A 25,136-nucleotide genomic window follows, 5' to 3' on the forward strand; every position below is an offset into this window, starting at 1 on the left:
TCAGCGATTTGGCTGAAAACTCTTATTAAATTTAACATGTTATCGTCCTGAAGGACATATTTCGACCATGTCTGCGCCGCCCCGGCGCCACGGTATCGGCCTTCAAAGGCAGGTGCGCACCACGATCAGCATTGCTCTGACATCCAAAGGAGCGACCGCCGTGAAACAGATGAACGAGGACATTTATCCGGACCCGCCGCAGTCCCTGCGCGAGGAACTGCCATGCGGGACGGAACTGTGCCACGGCCAGTACCGGATCGAGAAATACCTCAATTCGGGCGGCTTCGGCATCACCTATCTCGCGCTCGACAGCCTGGGTCGCAAGGTCGTCATCAAGGAGTGCTTTCCCGGCGCGATGTGCTTTCGCACCGAGGAATCGGTGCGCATCCGCTCGCGCTCGCACCAGACGGATTTCGAGCGGGTCCTCGCACTGTTCGAGAAGGAGGCCCACGCGCTGGCGCATATCCAGCACCCCAACGTCGTCGGCGTGCACCAGATCTTCAAGGACAATGGCACCGCCTACATGGCGCTCGACTATATCGAGGGGCTTGACTTGCTGGACGTTATCGAACTGACGCCCGAGCGGCTGGATCCACAACGCACCGTGCGCCTGCTGCGCGAGTTGCTCGAGGCGCTGAGCCATGTCCATGCCAACGGCATCCTGCATCGTGACATCTCTCCCGACAATATCCTGCTGGACAACGCGGACGTGCCGGTGCTGATCGATTTCGGCGCGGCACGCGAAGGGGCGGCGCGGGCCAGCCGGATCCTGTCGCGCATCCACACGGTCAAGGACGGGTATTCGCCGCAGGAATTCTACCTGGCGGGCAGCAAGCAGGGACCGTCGAGCGATCTCTATGCGCTGGCTGCCACCTTTCATCACATCATCGCCGGTTCTCCGCCCCCGAACAGCAACCTGCGCCTCGCCGCCGTCGCCGAGAAGAAGTCTGACCCGCTGAAGCCGCTGGCCGACGCCTTCCTGGACTACGACCCTCTGATGCTCGAGACGGTGGACCGCTGCCTGAGCCTGTTCCCGAAGGACCGGATCGACAGCGCCACCGCCTGGTTGGATCGGCTCGACGGACGGGGCGGGCCGCGGCGCAAGGCGGCGCCCCCGGCCGATGGCCAGATCGACCTGCGGATCGCCGAACTGGTGGAACAGAACATCCTCGCCATCCGCGAACAGGAAACCCGCGACCCGTCGTCGCCTGGGGCACCCGGCGCGCCGCGCCACGATGGTCGCGCTGCCGAGGCCCCGAGGCGGGCGGTCTACGGGATCACCGTGGACGAAGACCTGCGGACCCTGTTCAGCGAGATACCCGCCGAGGACGAGAAGCCGGACCCCGACGATTTCGACATGGCCTTTGCCGCGCTCGATCCGGAAGCCGAGCCGGACGACCCGCCCGAGGACTGGGACGACGACCTGGCGGATGACGCGGACCCGCCGCGCCGCCATGCCTTCCTGTCGGCGCTGTTCTCGAAGTTCTTCACCAGACCCCGGGACGCGCAGAGCCTGCAACCCCTCAGCTTTGGATCGGACAGATGAAAGACATCAAGGATATGATCATGCGGCGCCGTCCCGCGCAGAGCCAGCCCGAGCCGGGCGCGCCAGGCGCCGAAGCCCCGCAGCCGGAAACGGCGACGAAGACGGCGCCGCTGGCCCCGCCGCACGACTTCTTCTACGAAGCCGCGCGAGAGGCGCGCAATCGCGTGCCGCGCCCGTCGCGTCCGACGATCGGCGAGCATCCCGGCTGGACGATGCCCGACGAAGACCCGGAATCCGACCTGACGCGCTCGGTCCTGGATCACCTCGCCGTCGAAGCCGATCCGGATGAGGCCGATCCGGACGAGGCCGACCTTGACGAGGTCGACCTGGACGAGGCCGTGGCCGCGTTGCAGGAGGCGCCGCATGAGACACCGGAAGAGACGCCGCAAGAACCGCCGCAATCTGTCGCCAAGATCTGGGACCGGCCAAGGCCCGCAGCCGCCACGCCCGCCCCGATCGAAAGGCCCCTCACGCGGGTCGTGCAGCCCGAACCGACCATGTCCGCTGCACCGCGCCGCCCGGATCGCAGCCCCGAGACACCGCGCGGCGTGACCTCGGAACGGGTCAAGACCCGCCTGCTGGGCTTCCACGGCGCGGCGGCCGAGGCCGACCTGTTCGAGGCGGCGCCGGAGCGGGGCGCAGGCGCGGTGCCGTTCTTCCCGATCGGATGGCTGGTGGTCGTCGACGGGCCCGGGCGTGGCGCGTCCTTTACCCTTGCAGCGGGCCTGTCGACCATCGGCCGCGATGCCGACCAGACCGTGCCGCTGGATTACGGCGACACCAGCATCTCGCGCGAGCGCCATGTCTCGATCGCCTACGACGCCGAGGACAAGCGGACCTGGGTCGGCCATGGCGGCAAGTCCAACATCGTTCGGCTGAACGACAAACCCCTGCTGTCGACGGAGGAACTCAACCACGGCGACCTGATCCGGGTCGGCAAGACGTCGTTGCGCTATGTTGCCCTGTGCGATGCGACGTTCGACTGGGGCGATGCGGTCGAGGACGAGGACACCCGGCATGGCTGAGTTGATCCCCGAAGCGACGGCGCTTGCGGATGTCGGCCGTCGCGACCGGCAGGAGGATTCGGTGATCGCCGATTTCTCGCAAGGGGCCCGTCTGGGTCTTGCGGTCCTGTCGGACGGGATGGGCGGGCACGAGGACGGCGACCTTGCCAGCCGGGTGATCGCCGCCGAGATGTTCTCGGAACTGTTCTTTTCCGGTGCGCAACCTGACGCGCTGATCCGCGAGGCGCCGCAGCTTTTCCCCTCGGCTCTCGAGATCGCCAACCGGCGGCTGCGCACCCATGCCCGCGAGGGCGTGGTCAGCGACGGGTCGGGCGGGACGGTGATCGCGGTCGCCGTGGTGAACGGGGCGCTGCACTGGATCTCGGTGGGCGACAGTCCGCTGTATCTCTGGCGCGACGGGCTGCTGTTGCGCCTGAACGAGGCGCATTCCATGGCGGCGCAGATCGACCTGATGGTGCGGGCGGGCGCGCTGGACCCCGAAGAGGGCCGCACCCATCCGCAACGGCACTGGCTGACCTCGGCGGTGACGGGCGCCGCCATTCAGGCGGTCGACTGTCCGAAATCCGCCCTGGCGCTGCAACCCGGCGATGTCGTCATCCTGGCCAGCGATGGGCTGAACACCCTGCCGGACGAGCGGATCGGCGAGGTGATCCGGCGCAATCGCGACGTCGGCAGCCAGCGCACCGCGCAGGCGCTGATCGAGGCGGTCCGCGAGGCCAGCGCCCCCGATCAGGACAATGTTTCGGTCGTGGCGATCACCTTGCGTGCCGCCGAAGACCCGCAGCCGCGCCCGGCCCCCGCCGCCGCCCGCCCCTGCCGCCAGGGGTTCGGTGCCGTGCTGGGCCGGCTGGTCGATGCCCTGCGCGCTCCGGCGCGGTCCGGGGCAAGGCAGGCGCGGCCATGACCGGGATGCGCAGCGACAAGACCCGGGCGCTGGCGCAGCTCGAAGCCTGCCCGGCCCAGGGCCTGTCTCCACGTGCCGCGCAGTCCCGGCAGTCGCTTCTGGCGCGGTTGCGCAGCCCGGTCGGGATCGGCGTGTTCGGCATGCCGGGCTCCGGCAAGCGGCAGCTGGTCGAGGCGCTGGTCGGGCCGGACGTCGCGCCGCGCGGACTGGCCCTGCCCAGCTTTGCCTTGCGGCACGCCACCCGGCCCCGCACCGAGGCCGTCCTGCCGGATGGCAATACGGTCGAGATCGATGGCTATCCCGACGCGTGTCTCGCCGCTCTGAACCCGCTGTTTCTGGAGATCGGTGCACCCGTGCCCCGCCTTGCCGGCTGCCGGGTTCTGCTGGTCGCAGCCGAGGCATCGCGCGACGACCTGTCGGCGGCGCTGGATTGGGCCGCCGGGCAGGTCGACGTGTCGATCTGGTGCTCCCGCGACTGGACCGGGTTCGAACAGGCGGTCTGGCAGGCCGCGCCGGACAGCCTGCGCAACCATGCGATCCTGCTGCTGACTGGTGACGGCACGGCGGAACGCTCGGCCCCACCGCTGTTCGAAACCGTTGTGGCGGCGGCAATGGGCGCCGACGGATTGGGCGAAGAACGGGCTTCTGTGATTGCCGACGCACTGGCAGCCACGATCGACGAGGCGACCGTACAGGATGTTCTGGCCGCCGAGGCCTTCCTGCATCGGCATGGCGGTCCGGTCGAGGCACCGGAGGTTGCGGCGGCACCGCCTGCTGTACCCGTGCACGGGGCCTTGCAGCACCCGACCCCTGCCGCGATGGACCCCGCCGCGCGGCAGGCTCTGGGGCGTGCGTTTCAGCACTTGCGCGGGTCGGCCGATGCGCTGCGTCTGGCCCTTCCCGAGGATCCGGGCGACCTGGCCGCGCTGGAGGATGGCCGCGAGGTGCTGGAAGGACTGTTCGAGACCCTCGCGGATCGGATCTGCGGCGAGCAGAGCCTCGAACGCGCATGGCCCGAGCTGTGTGCCGATGTCGCCGAGGCCCGCGACCTGGCGCTTCTGCTTCGGATCGAGGGTGGCGCGCAGGGGTTCGAGGATGCGGCGATGCTGCTGGTGCAGCTGCGCGAGGAGATGGAAACCCGGCTGGCGGCATGATGCGCGACCCGACACTGGCCAGGCAGGACAAGAGGCATGACGACATGACACAGGCAGCGCAACCCCTTGATCCAGACGCACCGGCAGAGCCGGGCGCGTCGATCTTCGACATGTTTGCCGGGCTCGACGACCTGGCGGCGCGCATCGACGACCTGGACGACGACTTGGCCGGGATCGGCGACGGCGCTCACCCCGCCATTGCCGCAGCGGTTCTGGACCTGCGCCAGGACCTGCGCGCGTTCGAGCCGACCGTGACGATGATCGGCCAGGTCAAGGCGGGCAAGACGACGCTGGTCAACGCGATGGTCGGGAGTCCGGGCCTGCTGCCCGCCGACGTCAATCCCTGGACGTCGGTGGTGACCGCGCTGCACCTGCAACCCGATCTCCGGCCGTCCGAGCAGCGCTCGGCCTTCCGGTTCTTCAGCAACGAGGAATGGGATCGGCTGATTACCCGGGGCGGGCGGGTCGGAGAACTGGCGAACCGCGCCGGGGCCGAGGACGAGCTGGCAAAGGTTCGCGCCCAGCTGGACGAGATGCGCGCCAAGTCCCGCCGCCGTCTTGGCCGCAAGTTCGAGATGCTGCTCGGCCAGACCCATGAGTACGACATGATGACCGAGGCGTTGATTGAGCGCTATGTCTGTATGGGCGACGATTTCTGGGAGGACGATGCGAACGGTGTCGACCAGGGTCGCTATGCCGACATCACCCGGTCGGCGGACCTGTGGATCGGCAAGCCGGACCTGCCGGTGAACCTGTGCATCCAGGACACGCCGGGCGTCAACGACACCTTCATGATCCGCGAGCAGATCACCATCAACGCTCTGCGCGGGGCCAAGCTCTGCGTGATGGTGCTGTCGGCGCAACAGGCGCTGTCCTCGGTCGACATGGGCCTCATCCGACTGGTCTCGAATGTGAGGTCGCGCGACCTGGTCATCTTCGTCAACCGCATCGACGAACTGGCCGACCCGGTGCGCGAGGTGCCGCAGATCGAGGCCAGCATCCGCGCGACCCTGCGCAAGTTCGACGCCCCGACCGAGGCCGAGATCCTGTTCGGCAGCGGCTACTGGGCGCAACACGCCATCGAAGACACGCTGCACGACCTCGGCGAGGATAGCGCCGAGGCGCTGCTCGACTGGGCCGAGGCGCAGTTGCCGGACAGCCGTGAGGGGCTGGATCCGCTGGAAACCGTCTGGCACCTGTCCGGGCTGCCGGCGCTGGGCGATGCGATCGCCCAGAGGATCGCGCATGGCGCCGGGGCGCGCCTGGTCGAACGCACCTGCGCCGCGCGCGACAACCTGTTGCGCAGCCAGGAGGCCGGCGCCGGCCTGGCCATCGACATCAAGGCGGGCGTCCCGGCGAAATTGCCGGCGCCGCAGGACCTGGCCGCATGGTTCCGAGAGGCGGAAACACGTCTTGCCGCCGATCTCGATGCGCGGATCGCGGCGGGCCATGCCGCCTTTCTGTCGCGGGTCGACCGCGCACATCGCACCTTCCTGGATCGAGCGACAGCCGCGCTTGTGCAGCACCTGGACGCTTGGGGGCAGGACGACATCTGGACCTATGATCCCACCGGTCTGCGGATGCTGCTGCGCTCGGCTTACCAGGTCTTCGTCCGGGCGACGGCCGAGGCGGGCGAGGCGGCCCTGCATGCCGCGGCGCAAGAGATTTCGGGGCTATACCGCGACCAGTTCGGCATGGGGGGCCGGGCTCCGGCAATCCTGCCGCCGCCGCTGCCCTCGGCCGATCCGCCTATTGCCCTTGGCCAGACCATCGCGCTGGACCTGCGCGGCACCTGGTGGACACGGTTCTGGCGCAAGCGGCGTGGGCACCAGGCGCTTTGCGACGATTTCGCCCGGCTGATCCACGAGGAAACCGCCCCCATTGTCGAAACCCTGCGCCGCGACAATGCCGAGGCCTTTGCCGCCGCCGTCCGGGCCGAACTGTTCGGTTTCCTGGCCACGCAGCGCGGCATCGTTACCGGCCTGGCCGACGAGTCGACACCGCCCCGCCGGACGGAACGCCTGGCCTCCGAGGCAAGGCGGGACAGCCTGACAGAAGCACAAGCAAGGACCGGAACATGACCCTGACCAACAAGAGCCGATCACGCAAACCGCTGGTCGCCCTGATGGGAGAGTTCAGCGCAGGCAAGAGCACGCTGGCTAACCTGCTGCTGGGCGAAGCCCTGTCGCCGATCCAGGCGACGGCCACCCAGGTGCCGCCGATCCTCTATCGCCACGGCGAGGCCGCCGCCTTTCGCACCCGCCTGGACGGCACGCAAGAGCCGCTGGACCCGGGCGACCTGCGCAGCGCGACACCCGGCACGACAAAGATGATCACCATCCAGGCCGAGGCCGACTTCCTGCGGGCCTGCGACCTGGTCGACATGCCGGGCACGTCCGATCCGAACATGCCGGCGGATACCTGGGACAGCCTGTTGCCGGAGGTCGATTGCGTCCTGTGGTGCACACCCGCGACGCAGGCCTGGCGTCAGTCCGAGGCCGCACTTTGGGAACGCGTCGCCCAGCCGCTGCGCGACCGCAGCCTGCTGGTGGTCACCCGCATGGACAAGATCCTGACCGAGCGCGACCGGTTGCGGGTGCTGCGCCGGGTGCAGCAATCGGTCGACGGCCTCTTTCTCGACGTGTTGCCCGCCATGCTTTTGCCGGCGCTGAAGGCCGCGGACGACCCCCAGGTGCTTGAGGAAACAGGCGTTTCCGCGCTGATAGATCGGCTGGCCGAGGTGATCGACGCGGATGCGGCAGCACGGCAGCAGACCGTGCGGCTTGTCGAGGCCGCCGCGCAACCGTTAACCCGAACGGAACCCTCGCTGGTGCAGGATGCTCCGGAATCAGGGGCTGGACAGGAAATGCGCGTGATGCCGCGGCGCGTCGTCATGGACGGCGCCCGCACGCAGCGTCCCCGGCACGAGGCTGGTGGCAGGGCCTAGGACAAGGACATGGCAGGACGGCATGGCGGGGCATGACATCACCGATCTGAGGGCGGGCTTCGCCGGGTGCGAGCTTGTCGTGCTGGCCGATCTCTCGACCGGGACCGTTCTTGCCGCAGACAGTGCGATCAAGCTGGGGCAAGAGCATTTCGACCGGGAATGCGCCCTTGCTGCCGCCGTCTTCGGCCTGTCTTGCGGGCCCTCGATCTTGTCCGCGCGGCTGGTCCGGCCGACGGGGTTGCGCGTCTTCGCCCGCGCTGGTGCCGAGACGCCTGAAATCCTTTGCGGCGTCTTTGCGCCGGGGGGCGACGCCGCCGGTTTCACCGAGGCGGCGCGCCGCTTTGCCGCGGCGGCCTTGCCGGGGGCTGCCGGTGCGTGACCTCGGACAGGATCCGTCAACTGGGGCACTGCGCCGGATTCTTGCGCGGGCGGCGGCGGCCGGACTGGCATCGGAACGGCAGCGTGACACCGCATCGCCGGACGAGGCGCTGGCCTTCATTCTCGACCGGATCGACAGTTGCGTGTTGGGGCGCCGGCTAACGGTCGAGGTGAATGGCTCGACGCGGATCGTGATGGATGTCTCCGGGCGCCGGCTGTTGCAGGTGTCCTGCGCCAATGACGCTCGGCCCGATCTGACCGGCATGCTGCTTTCCGCGGCTGACGCCTCTCAGGTGGAGGGGATCGCGGACTGGCTGACCGCCCTCTGCTCCGACTGCCGCCGCGTTTCCGTCCGGTCCGGGTCGATGCCGGAAGCGCCCCCGGGCACCGGCAGCGGAATCCCTGTGCCCCGGTTGCGCAATGCGCTTGGCCTGCCAGAGACGGAGGCGGCACCCGCGCCATTCGCCGACATCCCTCCGGATGCCATACTGGCGGAACACGGCGCGACCGACGGATGGCGCATCGAACCGGATCGAGATCCCGCGGTCGAAGATTGGGTCGCAACGATGGAGACCTGTCTCGCCGATGCGCCGCGCCTCGCCTCGCTCCTCGATGCCGGGTCGTCGCTTCGGCTTGAACTGGCGCCCGGTGTCTTCGGCTGTCTCACCTTGCGGGACGGGGCGATTGTCGCCGTCATCGCCGCGATTGCCGAACATCCCCAAGCGGGCTCTTGCCCGGACAAGGCAACGTGACCTGTCGGCGCGATGCGCCAGGATCCATTCGCATCGGCCCTTGTCGTCGTCGGCCTTCCGTTCCGGGGCGCCGGATATGGGCCCAGCCCGGGAGATCTGGTCGGCGCCGGCCGGTTGACCCGGAACATCCTTGCGGACGGGGTGCTGCGCGACCTTGCGTTTCCGCTGTTCCGCATGGTGTCGCCGCGACCATTGTCGCGGATGCCGCACGGAATTCGTCCGGCCCGTAACCTTGCATTAACCACGGTGGCGACAAGATGGCCGCATCAACAAGAAACGCATCAATGCGATCGAGCGGTAAAGACATGACATCCAGACGCCTGTTCCTCATCGGAAGGGACGCAGACAGCTGCGCCCTGCTGACCGAAATCCTTGTCGACGACCATCCCGACGCGCGGGCCTGGCGCTTTCGCTGTGTCGTCGACGCGGGCGCGGCCCTTCTGCGCTGCCGGGCCAGCGCCATTCCCGATGCGCTGATCCTTGTCGACGGGCGCGATTCGTGGGTCGAGACATGCCTCGGTGAATGCATCGCGGCGCGGCGCGAACTATCGGCGGTGCCGGTGTTTGCGCTGGCTGCGGAACACTCCTGGCCGGAACCGTCCGAGCAGGCGCGACGGCAGGGCATGGACCTGCGCCCTGTGCCAGTCCGGTTCGACCGGGACGGGCTTGCAGCCGCGTGCCGTGCGATCCTCGATGCCTGTGGCCCTGCGAATGCAGCCCCATCGCAGCCCCTGCCGCTATTGCCGGTGCCGACGCCGCATCCCATCAGCCCTGAGGAAGCCCCGGAGCGGCGCATCGCCTGACCGTGCCCGTGCCACACACCGAGGGGAAAGGGCGGGGCAAACGCGCCCGTCACAGGGTTGACGCGGCTGTGGGACGGAACAGGCACGAAGCGGACCTTGGGGAATGACGCGCCCGGGAACTTGACCGCAGACGCGGCCGAAGCTTGCAAGGCCGGGGTTATCAACCCGATCCAGCTGAACGGCTTGGACCTGAGGCTGCCGGTGGCGGCTGGCCGGATGGTTCGCAAACCGGATCAGGCCGCGCCCAGCGCGACGAAGCGTTCGAGGTGGAAATCCGCGTCGCCGAACCGGTGATCGACCATGGTCAGCCGCTTGGCCAGGTGGCCCAGCGCATAGTCGCGCGTCATGCCGATGCCGCCATGCATCTGGATCGACTCCTCGACCACCAGCCGCGCGGCGCGGCCCACCAGGTTCTTGGTCGCGCTGACATGGCGTTCGCGCAGCGGGCGTTCGGCGTCCATATGGCCACACAGGTTGATGACGGCGCTGCGGGCCTGCTCGATCTCGATCAGCACATCCGCCATGCGGTGCTGCAAGGCCTGGAACTTGCCGATGGGCTGGCCGAACTGCTTGCGGGTGCGCAGGTAGTCGACGGTCAGCGTCTTGATCGCCTCCATCAGGCCCAGCGCCTCGGCACATTGGGCGGCGGTGGCGCGGGCCTGCGCGCGTTCGATGGCGGCAAGGGCTGTGCCCTCGGGCATCAGCAGGGCGTCGGCGGGCAGGGTCGCGTCCACATGCACCTCGGCGGCGCGCCCACCACCCTGAAGCGGGTAGTCCCGCATCGTCACGGCATCGCGCGGCACAAGGAACAGCGACAGCCCATCCTCGTCCGCCACCGCGCCGCCGGTGCGGGCCGAGACGATCAGCGCTTCGGCGGCGGGTGCGGCGTGCACCACCGCCTTGTGGCCCGCGACATGCCAGCCATCGGCCCGTCGCTGAGCCCGGGTGGCGACGCGGGACAGGTCATAGCGGCTGCCTGGCTCGGCATGGGCAAAGGCGATGACCTGTCCTTCGATCACCCTGGCCAGCAGGTCGTCTCGCCCCGTCTCGGCCAGCAGCCCGCCCGCCAGAACGGCACTGTCCAGCAGCGGCGTGGGCAGACCTGCGCGGCCCAATTCCTCGAACACCACCATCAGGTCGAATCCGTCGCCGCCGAACCCGCCCCGCGCCTCGGAGACCATCGCGCCGGGCAGGCCAAGGTCGGTCAGCCGCCGCCACAGGTCCGGGTCGTGCCCGGCGGCATCGTCCGTGGTGGCGGCGATGCGGGCGGGCGTGACGCTTTCGGCCAGGAACCTTCGCAGGCTATCCTGCAACATCCGGCGTTCCTCGGTCAGTCGGAATTCCATCTCAGAGCTCCAGGATCGTCTTGGAAATGATCTGCCGCTGAACCTCGTTCGAGCCGCCGTAGATCGACAATTTGCGGTTGTTGAAATAGGCCTGCGTGGCGGGCAGGGCGTAATCCGGACCGACCGGGTCCAGGTTTGCGCCCGCCTCCAGCGCCTCGGAGACGAAAGGCTGCGCATAGGGGCCGACCGCCTGCCGGGCCAGCGCGTTGATCTGCTGGCGCAGGATCGTTCCCTTGACCTTCAGCATCGAGCTTTCCGGCCCCGGTGCCTGTCCCTCGGCGGCGGCGGCGACGGTGCGCAGGTTCGTGGTGGCCATCGCCATCAGGTCGATTTCCACCTGCGCCACCTTGGCGGCGAACAGCGGGTTCTCGATCAGGGGGCGCCCGCCCTGCATCTCGGCGCTCGCGATGCGTTTCAGCGCCGCAAGCCCCGCGCGGGCGAAGCCGATGCCGGCGATGTTCGTGCGCTCATGCGTCAGCAGATACTTGGCGCAGGTCCAGCCCGCGTTTTCCGGCCCCACCAGGTTTTCCACCGGCACGCGCACGTCCTGGAACCAGACCTCATTCACCTCGGCCTCGCCGTCGAGCAGCACGATGGGTCGAACCTCGACCCCGGGCGTGTCCATGTCGATCAGCAGGAACGAGATGCCCTGTTGTGGCTTGCCCTCTTTCGAGGTGCGGACAAGGCAGAAGATGCGGTTGGCGTATTGGCCCAGCGTCGTCCAGGTCTTTTGCCCGTTCACGACATAGTGGTCGCCATCGCGCACCGCCTCTGTCCGCAGCGATGCCAGGTCGGATCCCGCACCCGGTTCCGAGTAGCCCTGGCACCACCAGTCGTCGCCGTTCAGGATGCGCGGCAGGTAGAGGGCCTTTTGCGCGTCGCTGCCGAACTTCATCAGCACGGGCCCCAGCATGTTGACGCCGAAGGGAACGATGCGCGGGGCATGGGCGGCGGTCACCTCTTCCTCGAAGATGTGGCGCTGCACGGCGTCCCAGCCGGTGCCGCCATGCTCTCGCGGCCAGGTCACGCCCAGCCAGCCGCGGGCGTTCAGGATCGCGTGCCATGTCTCGTAGTCGGATTTCGTCAGCCGCAACCCACGGGCCACCTTTTCCGACAGGGCTTGCGGCAGCTTGTCAGCCAGAAAGCCGCGCAATTCGTCACGAAAGGCGATCTGCGCCTTGGTATAGGTCAGGTCCATGTTTCCCTCCCGCCATGCCGGAACCATTCCCAGTGGTAGCGGCAAAGCAGGCGGGCATCCACAGCCCGCGCGCCGTCAGGAGCCGGAGCGCCCGGCGATCCGCCCCAGCACGGCGGCAGCAAGCAGGCCATTGCCCGAGAGATATCCGGCATCCCCGGATCCCGACACGCCACAGGCCGCGCCGCCCCCGGCGAACAGGTTGGCAAAGGGCGTGCCGTCATGATGCAGCACCTGGGCGCGGTCGTTCACAACCAGCCCGCCCTGGGTGTGGAACAGCGCACCGGTGACGCGCACGCCGCAATAGGGCGCGGCCAGGGGCGTCGCGCCGAACCGCCGCCCGAACCCGTCGGTGCCGCCCCAGGGCAGGTCCGCTAGCGTCTCGGCCAGGGTTTCGGGCGGCAGGCCCAGCGCCTGCGCCAGATCCTCGGGTGTGTTGGCGCGGCGGATCGCGCCCACTGCCTCGGCCCGCTTGAAATCCTCGAACTGGCGGGCGATCCCGGCGATGCGGTCGTCGAAGATGGCGAATGCCTCGGCCCCCGGTTGAGCCAGCACAGCGCGCGCCGCCTCGGAATAGCCCTGCGCCTCGTTCCAGAAGCGCCGCCCCTCGCGGTTCACCTGAACGCCGCCCTCGGTGATGACGGCCCAGGTGATCAGGATGCCATGCGGGTGCGCGACGTTGCCATGGCCCTGGTAGGCGCCCAGGTGCCGTGTCTGCGCGCCCAAGCTTTCGGCCCAGAGCACCGCCTCTCCGCGGTTACCGTCATGGCCGAACCACAGGCCGTTCTCGATCTCGGGCATGTGCCGGGCGACCAGCGCGCGGTTGCCGCCGAACCCGTTGCAGGCCAGGATCAGCCTCCCGCAGCCGATGCTCTCGGTCCCGCCATCGGCACGGGTCACGGTGACGCCTCGGAGTGTCCGCCCCTCGTGGTGCAGCACCGTGGCGCGGCGGTTGCAGACGATGTCGATCCCCGCCGTCTCGCAGGCGCTGCGCAGCGCGTCGACCAGTTCCGCGCCGGATCGGGTCGGAAGCCCGTGCATCCGCCGCCGCGAATGGCCGGGATAGTCGAAATCCGTCACCACGGAAAAGGGCAGGGCGTAGCGATCCGACAGCCAGTCGATTACCTCTGCGGCGTTGACTGCCAGAAGGCCGACCAGCGCGGGGTCGTTCTCGCCCTTGGCCTTGGCCTGAATGTCGGCGGAAAACAGCGCCGCGTCGTCCTCGATCCCCGCCTTGCGCTGGATCGCGGTTCCCGCCGCCGGGATCAGCCCGGCGCTGAGCGCGGTCGACCCCGAGGGCAGGGGATCGGCCTCGATCACCAGCACCTCTTCGCCCGCCTCCTGCGCCGATAGCGCTGCGATCAGGCCGCAGGCCCCGGCGCCGACGATCAGCGTCTGGCAGTCGATGTCGAACCCGCCCCTGGGGGGCGGCGCAACGCTAACGCTTGCTGCCGTCATAGCGCGCGCCTTCGGCCAGCATGTCGTCGGTGCCGATCACCTCGTTCAGACCGTTGAAGTCGAACATCCGCTCGGCAAAGGGCCGGTTCGAGCCGTTCTGCCGCAGGCTCTGGTAATAGTCCTGCGCGGTGCGGGCCAGCGCCCGGACGATCCCGCCGGGAAAGATCACAATGGAATAGCCCAGTCGCTCGAGGTCATCGGCCCCGGTGATCGGCGTGGCGCCGCCCTCGACCATGTTGGCGAGCAGCGGCGCGCGCCCGGCGAAATGGGCGGTGATCGCTTCCAGCTGCGCGCGATCCTGCGGCGCTTCGACGAACAGCGCATCGGCCCCGGCCTCGAGATACATTTCGGCCCGGTCGATGGCGGCGGAGAACCCCTCGACAGCGATAGCATCGGTCCGGGCGATGATGAGTGTCTCGTCCGAGGCCCGCGCGTCCGCCATCGCGGCGACCTTGCCGGCCATCTCCGCGGCGGGGATCAACGCCTTGTCCTTCAGGTGGCCGCAGCGTTTCGGATAGGTCTGGTCCTCGATCTGCAACGCGGCGGCCCCGGCGCGCTCATAGGTGCGCATCGTGCGCTGGGCGTTCAGCGCGTTGCCAAAGCCCGTGTCGGCGTCGATGATGACCGGCAGGCCGACGCGATCCGCGATCAGCGCCATCGTGTCGGCCATCTCGCTGGCGGTGGTCAGGCCGATATCGGGGCGGCCAAGGCGCGTGTAGGCCACAGCCGCGCCGGACAGATACAGTGCCTCGAACCCGGCCTGCGAGGCCAGCGCGGCGGTCAGCCCGTCATAGATACCGGGGGCGACAAGGATCTCTTTCGCGGCAAGTCGCTCTCGCAGGGTCATGCCGCGCCCTCCAGCCAGTCCAGCGCCTGCGCGCAGGTCATCTGGTGCGTGACGGTGCCCAGCGACAGGATCGTGGCGTCGTGCACCTCTTGCTTGAAGGCGGCGCAGCCGTCGGTCAGCATCACCGTGTCGATGTCGCGCAGATGTGCGTCCCGCAGGGTCGAGGCGACGCCGCCATTGGTCACGATCCCGCCAACGATGAGGTGTTTCATCCCGGTGGCCCGCATCAGGTATTCCAGCCGGGTCTGGTAGAAGGCGGAATAAGCCACCTTTTCGACCACGAAATCCGCTGGATACAACGTGTCGACCAGCGTGTGGCCAAAGCTGCCCGGTGCGAAGTCGCCCTTGCCCAGGAAGGGTCGTAGCTGTTTCAGATGCGGCGCAATCAGTGGTTCTCCGTCGCGGTCGGGGACCAGCGTGAACTGGGCAGAGACATAGCGACCGCCCCGTGCCCGGATCGCCCGAACCAGCGGCGCGATGCGGTCGGGCAGGGCGGCGATGGCGGCGGCACTATGCCCAGCGCGGCCATAGGCGCCCTCGGGATGGATGAAGTCGTTCTGGAGGTCGATGGTCAGAAGCGCGGTGCGCGACAGGTCCCAGTCCTGGGGGGCGGTCATGCGGCATCCTCCACGGGTTCGATGATGGTGTTGCCGAAACGGTCGACATGGCCGACCAGCCCCGGTTCGATAAGCACGGTCGTGTCCGGCTGTTCGAGGATTGCCGGGCCCCGGATTTCCGCGCCAACAGGCAGGGAAAGCCGGTCGTAGATCGCGGTGTCGTGCCATTCGGTTCCGAAATGCACGCGGCGTGTGGCCTTGGGTTCGGGCATCGCTGTGGCGGTTGGCGCGAGCGTCGACAGGTCGAATTTCGGCCGCCGCCCTGTCACGGCGCTGCGCAGGTTCAGGATGCGCCGCACGCCGCCTTTCAGCAGCCGGCCAAAGGCTGCGCCATAGGCCGTATCGAAGGCCTCCTCGATCTGAGCGCGGTTTGGCGGCGTCACGCGGCCATTCTCGATCCGCACCGTGACGGGCACCGGAACCGTGTGGGTCTGCCCGACATAGGCCATGTCCAGCTCGAACGTCACGTCGCGGGATTCGAACCGGGTTCGGGCGGCCTCGAGCAGGGCCATGCCCTGATCCGCGTGGTCCTGCATGAACCGGCCCAGCGCGTCCTCGTCGAGGTTGGCGACCAGCGCGTTGATCGTCTGCACGAAATCCTGCCGCATGTCGGCGATCACGCAGCCCATGGCCGAAGTCACGCCGGGATAGCGTGGCACGATGGCCCGGGCGATGCCCACCTCGGCCAGCATCGCGCCGGCATGCAGCGCCCCGCCACCGCCGAAGGGCATGAAGGCAAAGCGTTTCGGGTCGAAGCCCCGCTCGATGCTGACAAGGCGGATGGCGCCCGCCATGCGCGAATTGGCGACCCGCAGGATGGCTTCGGCGGCCTCCAGCGTGGTCAGGTCAAGGGGCGCACCGACATGCGTGTCGATGGCCTTGGCGGCGGCCTCCACATCCAGCCGGGTCAGTTTCCCGCCGATGGGATTGTCCGGGTCGATCCGGCCCAGAACTACGTTGGCGTCCGTCACGGTGGGCCGGTCGTTGCCCAGACCATAGGCCACCGGCCCGGGGTTCGATCCTGCGCTTTCCGGGCCGATGTTCAGCAATCCTCCCTTGTCCACCCAGGCGATGGAACCGCCGCCCGCGCCGATCGTGGTGATCTCGATCATCGGGTTGCGCACCACCATGCCGAAGTCGATGGAGGTCTGCGGCGACAGCATCGACTGCCCGCCGGCGATCAGCGAGACGTCGAAACTGGTGCCGCCCATGTCGCCCGTGATGACGTTGTCGAACCCGGCGGTCGAGGCGATGTAGCCCGCTGCGATGACGCCCGCCGCAGGCCCGGAGAGCGCCGTGCGCACCGGCAGGCGGCAGGCGGTATCCACTGCCATCACGCCGCCGTTCGACTGCACGATCATGAACTCGCCGTCAAAACCGCCTTGCGCCAGGGCGCGTTCCAGCCGGCCCAGATAGCCCGAGACCTCGGGTTGCAGGTAGGCGTTAAGCGCGGTGGTCGAGAAACGTTCGAATTCGCGGATCTCGGGCAGGATCTCGTGGCTGGCCGAGACATGCGGGTTGGGCCAGATCGACCGCACCGCGGCTACCGCCGCAGCCTCGTTCGCGGGGTTCGCGTAGGCGTTGGCGAAAAGAATGGCGACGGCCTCACAGCCCTGCGCCTGCAACTGACGCGCGGCGTCGCTCACTGCGTCCAGATCGACGGGCGTGCGGATCGTACCGTCGGCCAGCGTGCGCTCTGGCACTTCCAGCCGGTCGCGCCGGTCGACCACAGGTTCAAAGTCGCCGCGCAGGCCCCAGGTGCGGGGCCTGTCGCGGCGACGCATCTCCAGAACGTCGCGCAGTCCGTGAGTGGTGATGACGCCCGTGCGGGCGCCCTTGCGTTCCAGAAGTGCATTCGTGCCGGCGGTCGTGCCATGCACCACCACCGAAACCGTCGACAGGTCGTCCACTTGCCGCGAAATCCCGTCGAGGAAGCCGCCAGACTGATCGGGCCGGGTCGTCGGCACCTTGGCCACGCTTGCGGTGCCGGTCGCCTCGTCCAGGACGAAGACATCGGTAAAGGTGCCGCCCACGTCGACACCGATCATGCGCCCGCTCATGCGCCTGCCTCCCGCCAATCCGTGCCATAGTCGCGGTCCGCCGTCTCGGCGGTCAGCAGGCCGCGCGCCACGTCGCGCGCGACGGCCCGTGCATCCCGCGTGGCGGCCGTGCCATAGCCGCCGCCCCCCGGCGTCTCCAGCCGCACCGCCTGCCCCTGCCGCAGCTTGATGCCGCGCATCTTGGATGCCAGCGGCGGATGCTCCCACCCGCTGTCCTGCTCGAAGGAGAAGATATTCAGCGCCGCGTCACCGCCGCCCGCGATGCCCTTGGGCGCGAACCGTCCACGCTCGCCGAACAGGAAGCCCTCGGCGCCGTTTTCCTCGAGCACCTCGATTTCATAGACCGCACCCATGCCGCCGCGATGCGCGCCCGCGCCCGCGCTGTCGGGGCGCAGCGCCCATTGCCGGAACATCACCGGGTAGGCGGCCTCGAGGATCTCCATCGGCGGGATCGTCGCGGTAGAGATCGGCGCATTGCCGTGGTTCAACCCGTCCGATTCCGGCGAGCCGCCATGCCCGCCGCCATAGAAGCTGAACATGACCCAAGGGCGCCCGTCCTTGCGCCGCCCGGCCAGAGACAGCGCGTTGATCGTGCCATAGGCATTGGCCACCACACGCCCCGGCGCCGCCTGCGCGAAGGCCGAAAACACCACGTCGATCATCCGCAGGATCGTCTCGGTGTAGCCGCCCGTGGGCGCCGGGAACTGCGCTGCCAGAAGCGAGCCTTCGGGCACCACCACATCGATCGGGCGCATCACGCCCGCGTTGGCGGGCAGCATTGGGAAGATGTGCTTGATCGCCACGTAGGCTGTGGCGACGGTGGTCGGCAGGGCGATGTTCACGGGCCCCGCGCATTGCGGCGAAGAACCGGTGAAGTCCAGCACCATCCGGTCGCCCGCGATCTCCAGCGCGACCTTGATCTTCAGGGGCGTGTCGGTGATGCCGTCATTGTCGAGGAAATCCTCGGCCTCCCACCGCCCGTCGGGCAGTTCGGCCAGTTCGCCGCGCATCAGCGCCTCGGCCCGATGGCCCAGGGCCTCCAGCGCGGCGGCGACGGTTTCCGCGCCGTATTCGTCCAGCATCTCGTCCATCCGCCGCACGCCCAGGTCCAGCGCGCCCAGCTGGCCGTTCAGGTCGCCCTGCGCCGATTGCGGCAGGCGGGTGTTGCGCAGCAGGATGTCCACGATGTCCTGTTGCAGCACGCCCGCCCGGGCCAGCTTGACCGGTGGCAGAACGAAGGCCTCCTGGAAGACCTCGGTCGCGGCGGGGTTGTAGTTGCCGGGAACCGCGCCGCCCACGTCGTGCCAGTGGCCGACCGAGGCGAGGTAGCAGAACAACGCGCCATCCCGGAAATAAGGCCGCACCAGCCGCATGTCGGACAGGTGCGTGCCGCCGATATGGCAGTCGTTGAAGATGTAGATGTCGCCGTCCTGTAGGTCGCCATCCCTTGCCGCCTTCTCGATCACCGCCTTCACGGCAAAGGACATGACGCCGACAAAGATCGGCAGGCCGGACTTGCCCTGCACCAGCGTGTCGCCGGTGTCGCGGTGATAAAGGCCGTGGCTGGCGTCATGCGCCTCGGCGATGATCGGGTTGAAGGCGGCGCGGAACAGCGCCGCGTCCATCTCGTCGGCGATCTGCTCCATCCGTCCCGCCAGAACGGAAAGAGTGATCGGGTCGATCTCGGTCATGCCTGCGCCTTTGCTTCTGCCATGTCGTTCCACACGTCCTGTCGGATGAGCTTGCCGCCCGCGATCTCGAACCGGTCGATGAAGCGGATGCCCTCGAACGCGGTGCCGTCCAGCCATTCGCCGTGCAGCGTGCCGAAGCAGTAGACGATTGCCCCGCCGTTGCCAGGCATCGCATCGAACCGCTCATAGGTCTTGCGCACGAAGGCATAGCGCGGCTTCGACCAGGCGATGAGTTCCTCGAGCGTGGTCATCGGGGCCGCGCCTGGGAACTGCATTGTGAAACCCTCGGCCAGCATCGCCTGCGCTGCGGGCAGGTCGCGCCGTTCCATCGCGGAAAGATAGTCGTGCACGATCCGGGTTGGGTCGGGCAGGGCGGGCGCGGGCTGGCGCATCTCGCCGCCACGATAGTAGTTGGCCGCGGCCATCTCATGAACCATCACCGTGACGGCCTCGGGCGCGGCGGGCAGGACGAATCGCACGGCATCGGTCAGACCCTTGCCCAGGCGGGCCTTAACCCCATCGTCATAGCCTTGAAGAAGGTGGAGTTCGACAATCGGCACAGCTTCCCCCATCACAACCTGTATTTTTTGTAATACAGATTTTGGACGTTTGTTAAGTCAGAAAATCACGACTGGAACATACAGCAGCTTGATTTCTGAAAAACCGACGATACGATCCGGGCAACGGGGTCGGGGAAACGCATGAACATCAGGGGATCCAGTCTGCTGCCGGAAGGGGCCAAGGCGCGCCGCGTCTACCTTTCGCTGCGCGACGAGATCGCCGAAGGCCGCCTGTCGGATGGCGACCACCTGCCCGGCGAGCAGAAGCTGGCCGAAACCTTTGGCGTCTCCCGCGTCACCGTGCGCCGCGCGCTCGAGGCACTGGCTGCCGACGGGCTGATCGAACGCCGCGCGGGCAGCGGCACGCAGGTGCGCGCCAATGGTGTCGCGGACAAGCCCGTGGCGATGGATTTCACCACGCTGATGCCGCAACTGGTCGAAATGGGGCAGACGACCGCGCGGCTGCTGTCCTTTTCCTACGGGTCCGCGCCCGAGATGGTGATGCGCGCGATGGGCCTGATGGCAGAGGACAGGGTGCAGATCGCCACCCGCGTCCGCAGCGCCGAGGGGCGGCCGTTCTCGCACCTGACTACCTATGTCCCCGAGGCGATCGCGCGGAACTATTCGGAAAACGACCTGGCGACCTCGCCGCTTTACAAACTGCTGGAACGCAGCGGCGTGCGAATCGCCGAGGCGCAGCAATCGGTCTCGGCCACGCTGGCCGGGCCCGACGTGGCCGAGGCGCTGGAGGTGGCGGTGGGCTCTGCCCTGCTGTCGCTGCGCCGCGTGGTGCGCGACGTGGACGGCAACGGGGTGGAGTTCCTGTCAGCCCTTTACCGGCCCGACATGTTCCGGCTGGACATGGCGCTGGCGCGCGTGGGCGAGGGCAGCACCCGCCACTGGGAACCCGCCATCGGTCGCGCCGAGGGGGCCGAGGCATGAGCGCGCCCGCGACCCTGCTGGACAAGCTCTGGTCCGCGCACGAGATCCGGCGCGCGGCGGATGGGACCTCCTTGCTCTGGGTTGACCGGCACCTGGTGCACGAGGGCTCGCACCATGCGTTCGGCGCGTTGCGGGCGCGCGGTCTGCCGGTGGCGGAACCCGGCCTGACCTTTGGCGTGGTCGACCACTACGCCCCCACCCGCCACCGCGACCGGATCGAGGATGCCTCCATCCGCGTGATGATCGACCGGCTGGAGGCCAACACCGCCGAGCATGGCGTGCGCCTGTTCGGGCTGAACGACCCGCGCCAGGGCATCGTGCATGTGCTGGGGCCCGAACAGGGGCTGACCCTGCCCGGTCTGCTGATCACCTGCGGCGACAGCCACACCTCGACCCACGGCGCCTTTGGCGCGCTGGCCTTTGGCATCGGGGCGACGCAGGTGGCGCATGTGCTGGCGACGCAGACGGTCTGGCAGGCCAAGCCGCGCGCCATGCGGTTGGTGTTCGAAGGCAAGGCCGGCCCGGCGGTGGGCGCCAAGGACATGGCGCTGCACTGGATTGCCCGGTTGGGCACAAGTGGCGCGACGGGGCACGCGGTGGAATATGCAGGTCCGGCGGTGCGCGCGCTGTCGATGGAAGGGCGCATGACGCTGTGCAACCTGTCCATCGAGGGCGGCGCGCGCTTTGGCATGGTGGCCCCGGACGAGACGACCTTTGCCTATGTGCAGGGTCGTCCCTATGCGCCGAAAGCGGCCGACTGGGACCGCGCGCTCGAGGATTGGGCGGCGCTGACCACCGACGCGGGCGCGCATTTCCACGCCGAGGCGCGCTTTGACATGGCCGAGGTCGCGCCTACCGTTACGTGGGGCACGACTCCGGAACAGGCCCTGCCCATCGACGCGACCCTGCCCGATCCCGCCCGCCTGACCGGCCCGCAGGCCGAGGCGGTGCGCGATGCGATGGATTACATGGGGCTTGTCCCCGGCCGACCGCTGGCCGGAACGCCAGTCGACCAGGTGTTCCTCGGCTCCTGCACCAATGCAAGGATCGAGGACCTGCGCGCCGCCGCCGCCGTGCTGAAGGGGCGCAAGGCCAAGGTTCCCGGCACCGTCTCTCCGGGCTCGATGCTGATCAAGGCTCAGGCAGAGCAGGAAGGGCTGGACCGCATCTTCATCGAGGCGGGACTCGACTGGGTCGGCGCGGGCTGTTCCATGTGTGTCGGCATGAACGGCGACCTCGTGGCGGCGGGCAAACGCTGCGCCTCGTCCACCAACCGCAATTTCCGCGGTCGGCAGGGCAAGGGGGCGCGCACCCACCTGATGAGCCCGGTCATGGTCGCCGCCGCCGCTGTCACCGGCACGCTGACCGACGCGCGGCCGCTGCTGGAAGGGCGGGTGTGATGGCGGGCTGGACGCGGCACCAGGGACAGGCTGTCGCGCTGCCGCGCGCCAATGTCGACACTGACCAGTTGATCCCCGCGCGCTTCATGTCCGCCAGCCGGGCCGAGGGCTATGGCCGCTTCCTGCTGCACGACCTGCGCGAGGGCGATCCAGATTTCCCGCTGGACCGGCACCCGCAGGCATCGATCCTTGTCGCGGGCGAGAATTTCGGATGTGGCTCGTCGCGCGAGGCGGCGGTTTACGCGCTGGTCGACGCCGGGTTTCGGGTGGTCGTGGCACCAAGCTTTGCCGACATCTTTGCCGGCAACGCGGTGAACAACGGGTTGCTGACCGTGGCCACCGACCAGGCCCGGGCGATCCTGGCGGTGCTGGGGGACGGGACGCTGTCCGGCACGGCCGATCTTGCAGCCGGCACGCTGCGCATCGGCGACTTTGACATCGCGCTGACCCTGCCCGAGGCGGTGCGTGAGAAACTCATCAACGGGTGGGACGACATCGACCTGACCCGCGCCCATTCGGGCGAGATCCGCAACTTCCGCGACAGACGGAAGAGCGACCACCCCTGGGCCTTTCCGTCGACCTGACGCGGCCCGATTACCCACCGCCGGACCACCGGCACCCAGCAAGGAGAGACACGATGAAGATGACGATGATCGGTGGGGCGGCGATGCTGCTGGCCACCACGGCGCTGGCCGAGGACACGCTGAGCGCGGTCCACGCCTTTCCCGAGACCTTGATTTACACCCAGAGCTTCCTGCAGTTCGTCGACAAGGTGAACGAGCGCGGCGCAGGCGTGGTGCAGATCCAGGTGCGCGGCGGCCCCGAGGCGATCGGCATGTTCCAGCAGCCGGACGCGGTGCGCGACGGCGTTGTCGACATGGTGTATACGCCCGGCTCGTTCTACGGCGGCGCGGTGCCGGAAAAGGACGCGCTGGTGACGTCCAACATGTCGGCCCCCGAGGCGCGCGCCAAGGGCGGGCTCGACCTGATCGACCAGATCCACCAGGACAAGATGGGTGTGAAATACCTCGGCTGGTTCGACTCGGGTGTCTGCTACAACCTCTGGACCCGCGACGAGCCGCAGCTGGACGCCAACGGCAACCTTGACGTCTCTGGACTGAAACTGCGCGGCAACGCCGTCTACAATGCCTTCTTCACCGAGTATCTGGGTGCGCAGGTGATCGACCTGCCGACGACCGACGTCTACTCGGCGCTCGAGCGTGGCGTGGTCGACGCGACCGGCTGGACCCAGATCGGCCTGATCGACCTCAAGTGGAACGAGTTCCTCAACTACCGGATCGAGCCCTGCTTCTTCTCGACCGACCTCGGCGTGATCGTGAACCTCAACAAGTGGAACAGCCTGTCTGAGGAATCCCGCGCGATCCTGACCGAAGTGGCGCTGGAGCACGAGCAGTCGTCCTACGAGGCGCTGCAGGCCAAGCGGGACGAGGATTTCGCCGCGCTGGAAGCGGGCGGCATGAAGGTTGTCACGCTCGAGGGCGAAGCCGCCGCGAACTACCTCGCCGAGGCCCGCAACAAGACGCTGGAACGGATGAAGGGCCTGATGGCCGAACAGCCGGGCGGCGACGCCAACTACGACACGCTGGTCGACCTGTTCTACGACGCCAGCAAGTGACCTGACCAGCGCGGTCCCGAAGGCGGGGCCGCGCGCAACCTGCGAAAGGCACGCCCCGATGCAGTCCTTCCGACGCGCCTATGACGGCGTGGTGACCGGCATGGCGGTGGTCGCCGGCCTTTTGCTGATCTGGCTGATGGTGGCCGTCATCGTCTCTGTCGCGATGCGCAACTTCGGCATGCAGCCTTTCGCCTGGCTCTTTACCTCGACGGAATACGGCTTGCTGTACCTGACCATGCTGGGCGCGCCTTGGCTGGTGCGGGAAAAGGGCCATGTCCATATCGAGCTGGTCACGGCCGCCCTGCCCGAACCGATGCAACGGCTGGTCAGCCGGCTGGTGGCGGGTCTGTGCGTGCTGGTCTGCGCCATCCTCGCGTGGAAGGGGGCGGAACTGGTCAACACCAACATAGCGCGCATGGATTACGACGTGCGCGCCTACTACACGCCGAAATGGTTGCTGACGCTGGCCTTCCCGATCAGCTTCGGCGTCATGGCGATCGAATTCGCGCGCTTCACCTTCGGGCCGCGCCTGTTGCACTCGGGCGAGGCGGGGGTTCACGAATGATGGAGTGGTACTGGGCGCTGGCCCTTCTGCTGGGCTCGATCCTTGCCCTCATGGCCATCGGCATGCCCGTGGCGCTGGCCTTTCTGGCCGCGAACATCGCGGGCGCCTGGTTCTTCATGGGGGGCGCGAACGGCATCACCCTGTTGCTCAACAACGGGTTCGGGTCGCTGACAACCTTCGCGCTGGTGCCGATCCCGCTGTTCCTGCTGATGGGCGAGATCTTCTTCTACACCGGCCTCGGCACCCGCATGTTCAACGCCATCGACAAGCTGTTGGGCCGTCTGCCCGGGCGGCTGTCCTACGTGACGGTGATCGGTGGCACCGGGTTCTCGACGCTGTCGGGGTCGTCGATGGGGTCCACCGCGCTGCTGGGGAGCCTGATGGTCCCCGAGATGAACAAGCGCGGCTACAAGAAGCACATGTCCATCGGCCCGATCCTTGGCACCGGCGGCCTTGCGATCATCATCCCGCCCTCGGCGCTGGCGGTGCTGCTGGCGACGCTGGCCAAGATCGACGTGGGCGCGCTGCTGCTGGCTGGGGTGATCCCGGGGCTGATGCTGGCGGGGCTGTATGTGCTGCTGATCTACGGCCAGACGCGGATGGACCCGGATGCCGCGCCCGCCTACGAGGTCGAGACCCTGACGGGTCGCGAAAAGCTGCTGCAGATCGTGCGGGACATCCTGCCGATGATGTCGGTCATGGTGCTGACCGTGGCGGGCATGGTGGGCGGCATCTTTACACCGTCCGAGGCCGCGGCCTTTGGCGCGCTGGGCGTGCTCATTCTCGCGGCGCTGTTCCGCTGCCTGACGCTGGAGGCGATCCGCAAATCGGTCGTCGGCGCGCTGCGCGTGACGCTGATGGCCTACCTGATCGTCTTCGGCTCGGCCACGTTCAGCCAGTTGCTGGCCTTTTCCGGCGCCTCGCGCGGGCTGATCACCTGGGCGACCGGCTTCGACCTCGAACCGCTGATGATGCTGGCGGTGATGTTCGGCGTGCTGCTGATCCTCGGCATGTTCATGGAGCAGATTTCCATGATGCTGCTGACCGTGCCGATCTTCTTCCCGCTGGCGGCGCAGATGGGGTTCGACCCGGTGTGGTTCGGCCTGATCATGCTGCTGGGCCTGGAGATCAGCTTTACCACGCCGCCCTTCGGGCTGCTGCTGTTCGTGATGAAGGGGGTCGCGCCACCGGACACGACCATGCGCGAGATCTACACCGCCGCCTTCCCCTTCATCGGCTGCACGCTGGTGCTGGTGGTGATCCTTGTGATCTTCCCCGGACTGGCGCTCTGGCTGCCGGGGTTGTAGCGG

23 protein-coding genes are annotated in these 25,136 nt (G+C 68.1%); 15 read left to right on the forward strand and 8 right to left on the reverse strand.

The window, feature by feature from the left end; translation table 11 throughout:
• The first annotated feature begins 169 nt into the window (after window positions 1-169).
• The 9 genes from KB874_RS06020 to KB874_RS06060 all read left to right on the forward strand — a co-directional run bounded on the left by KB874_RS06020 (window position 170) and on the right by KB874_RS06060 (window position 9,509).
• On the forward strand, window positions 170-1,546 hold the full coding sequence (locus KB874_RS06020) for a serine/threonine-protein kinase (protein ID WP_212535857.1): 1,377 nt from the start codon (window positions 170-172) through the stop codon (window positions 1,544-1,546).
• Window positions 1,547-1,566: 20 nt separating this feature from the next.
• Window positions 1,567-2,571, forward strand: coding sequence for an FHA domain-containing protein (locus tag KB874_RS06025; RefSeq protein ID WP_249200289.1), 1,005 nt, complete (start codon window positions 1,567-1,569; stop codon window positions 2,569-2,571).
• On the forward strand, window positions 2,564-3,475 hold the full coding sequence (locus tag KB874_RS06030; protein WP_212535653.1) for a PP2C family protein-serine/threonine phosphatase: 912 nt from the start codon (window positions 2,564-2,566) through the stop codon (window positions 3,473-3,475). Before KB874_RS06025 ends, KB874_RS06030 begins: the two co-directional genes overlap by 8 nt.
• Complete coding sequence (locus KB874_RS06035) at window positions 3,472-4,629, forward strand: hypothetical protein (protein ID WP_212535654.1); 1,158 nt, start codon at window positions 3,472-3,474, stop codon at window positions 4,627-4,629. Before KB874_RS06030 ends, KB874_RS06035 begins: the two co-directional genes overlap by 4 nt.
• Window positions 4,630-4,673: 44 nt before the next feature.
• Window positions 4,674-6,710, forward strand: a complete 2,037-nt coding sequence (locus KB874_RS06040; protein ID WP_212535655.1) for a dynamin family protein — start codon at window positions 4,674-4,676, stop codon at window positions 6,708-6,710.
• The gene (locus KB874_RS06045) at window positions 6,707-7,576 is read left to right on the forward strand and encodes a dynamin family protein (RefSeq protein ID WP_212535656.1); all 870 of its coding nucleotides are present in this window, start codon (window positions 6,707-6,709) and stop codon (window positions 7,574-7,576) included. Before KB874_RS06040 ends, KB874_RS06045 begins: the two co-directional genes overlap by 4 nt.
• A gap of 22 nt (window positions 7,577-7,598) precedes the next feature.
• Window positions 7,599-7,955: a hypothetical protein gene (locus KB874_RS06050; RefSeq protein WP_212535657.1), complete on the forward strand. Its 357-nt coding sequence runs from the start codon at window positions 7,599-7,601 to the stop codon at window positions 7,953-7,955.
• Entirely contained in the window at window positions 7,948-8,706 is a 759-nt protein-coding gene (locus KB874_RS06055) for a hypothetical protein (RefSeq protein ID WP_212535658.1), read from the forward strand. The genes KB874_RS06050 and KB874_RS06055 overlap by 8 nt, the downstream gene beginning before the upstream one ends.
• Before the next feature lie 305 nt (window positions 8,707-9,011).
• Window positions 9,012-9,509 carry a hypothetical protein gene (locus tag KB874_RS06060; RefSeq protein ID WP_212535659.1) on the forward strand — a complete coding sequence of 166 codons (498 nt, stop codon included), beginning with the start codon at window positions 9,012-9,014 and terminating at the stop codon, window positions 9,507-9,509.
• A 233-nt stretch (window positions 9,510-9,742) separates the two neighbouring features.
• On the opposite strand, the gene KB874_RS06065 is transcribed toward KB874_RS06060, so the two are convergent.
• From KB874_RS06065 to KB874_RS06100, 8 genes are all read right to left on the reverse strand, one after another.
• Window positions 9,743-10,855, reverse strand: a complete 1,113-nt coding sequence (locus KB874_RS06065) for an acyl-CoA dehydrogenase family protein (protein ID WP_212535660.1) — start codon at window positions 10,853-10,855, stop codon at window positions 9,743-9,745.
• 1 nt (window position 10,856) lies between these two features.
• Window positions 10,857-12,053 (reverse strand): acyl-CoA dehydrogenase family protein, encoded by a 1,197-nt coding sequence (locus tag KB874_RS06070; RefSeq protein ID WP_212535661.1) that lies wholly within the window; start codon window positions 12,051-12,053, stop codon window positions 10,857-10,859.
• Between the two features lie 75 nt (window positions 12,054-12,128).
• Window positions 12,129-13,508 carry an FAD-dependent oxidoreductase gene (locus KB874_RS06075; RefSeq protein ID WP_212535662.1) on the reverse strand — a complete coding sequence of 460 codons (1,380 nt, stop codon included), beginning with the start codon at window positions 13,506-13,508 and terminating at the stop codon, window positions 12,129-12,131.
• The gene (locus KB874_RS06080; RefSeq protein WP_212535663.1) at window positions 13,489-14,355 is read right to left on the reverse strand and encodes an isocitrate lyase/PEP mutase family protein; all 867 of its coding nucleotides are present in this window, start codon (window positions 14,353-14,355) and stop codon (window positions 13,489-13,491) included. Before KB874_RS06080 ends, KB874_RS06075 begins: the two co-directional genes overlap by 20 nt.
• On the reverse strand, window positions 14,352-14,972 hold the full coding sequence (locus tag KB874_RS06085; protein ID WP_212535664.1) for a cysteine hydrolase family protein: 621 nt from the start codon (window positions 14,970-14,972) through the stop codon (window positions 14,352-14,354). The genes KB874_RS06080 and KB874_RS06085 overlap by 4 nt, the downstream gene beginning before the upstream one ends.
• Window positions 14,969-17,032, reverse strand: coding sequence for a hydantoinase/oxoprolinase family protein (locus KB874_RS06090; RefSeq protein WP_212535665.1), 2,064 nt, complete (start codon window positions 17,030-17,032; stop codon window positions 14,969-14,971). Before KB874_RS06090 ends, KB874_RS06085 begins: the two co-directional genes overlap by 4 nt.
• Window positions 17,029-18,723 (reverse strand): hydantoinase B/oxoprolinase family protein, encoded by a 1,695-nt coding sequence (locus KB874_RS06095; protein WP_212535666.1) that lies wholly within the window; start codon window positions 18,721-18,723, stop codon window positions 17,029-17,031. Before KB874_RS06095 ends, KB874_RS06090 begins: the two co-directional genes overlap by 4 nt.
• Complete coding sequence (locus KB874_RS06100; RefSeq protein ID WP_212535667.1) at window positions 18,720-19,283, reverse strand: tautomerase family protein; 564 nt, start codon at window positions 19,281-19,283, stop codon at window positions 18,720-18,722. Before KB874_RS06100 ends, KB874_RS06095 begins: the two co-directional genes overlap by 4 nt.
• A gap of 141 nt (window positions 19,284-19,424) precedes the next feature.
• Between KB874_RS06100 and KB874_RS06105 the strand changes: the two genes are divergently transcribed.
• Genes KB874_RS06105 through KB874_RS06130 form a run of 6 tightly spaced genes read left to right on the forward strand, consistent with a single transcriptional unit; the run spans window position 19,425 to window position 25,133 of the window.
• Entirely contained in the window at window positions 19,425-20,225 is an 801-nt protein-coding gene (locus tag KB874_RS06105; RefSeq protein WP_212535668.1) for a GntR family transcriptional regulator, read from the forward strand.
• Window positions 20,222-21,625, forward strand: a complete 1,404-nt coding sequence (gene leuC / locus KB874_RS06110) for a 3-isopropylmalate dehydratase large subunit (RefSeq protein WP_212535669.1) — start codon at window positions 20,222-20,224, stop codon at window positions 21,623-21,625. The genes KB874_RS06105 and leuC overlap by 4 nt, the downstream gene beginning before the upstream one ends.
• Window positions 21,625-22,209 carry a 3-isopropylmalate dehydratase small subunit gene (gene leuD / locus KB874_RS06115; RefSeq protein ID WP_212535670.1) on the forward strand — a complete coding sequence of 195 codons (585 nt, stop codon included), beginning with the start codon at window positions 21,625-21,627 and terminating at the stop codon, window positions 22,207-22,209. The genes leuC and leuD overlap by 1 nt, the downstream gene beginning before the upstream one ends.
• A 53-nt stretch (window positions 22,210-22,262) precedes the next feature.
• Complete coding sequence (gene dctP / locus KB874_RS06120) at window positions 22,263-23,261, forward strand: TRAP transporter substrate-binding protein DctP (RefSeq protein ID WP_212535671.1); 999 nt, start codon at window positions 22,263-22,265, stop codon at window positions 23,259-23,261.
• Between the two features lie 58 nt (window positions 23,262-23,319).
• Window positions 23,320-23,826: a TRAP transporter small permease gene (locus KB874_RS06125; RefSeq protein WP_212535672.1), complete on the forward strand. Its 507-nt coding sequence runs from the start codon at window positions 23,320-23,322 to the stop codon at window positions 23,824-23,826.
• The gene (locus tag KB874_RS06130) at window positions 23,826-25,133 is read left to right on the forward strand and encodes a TRAP transporter large permease (protein WP_212535859.1); all 1,308 of its coding nucleotides are present in this window, start codon (window positions 23,826-23,828) and stop codon (window positions 25,131-25,133) included. Before KB874_RS06125 ends, KB874_RS06130 begins: the two co-directional genes overlap by 1 nt.
• Window positions 25,134-25,136: the final 3 nt, after the last annotated feature.

It is taken from the genome of Thetidibacter halocola, from assembly GCF_018224955.1.
Taxonomy (GTDB): Bacteria; Pseudomonadota; Alphaproteobacteria; order Rhodobacterales; family Rhodobacteraceae; genus Thetidibacter; species Thetidibacter halocola.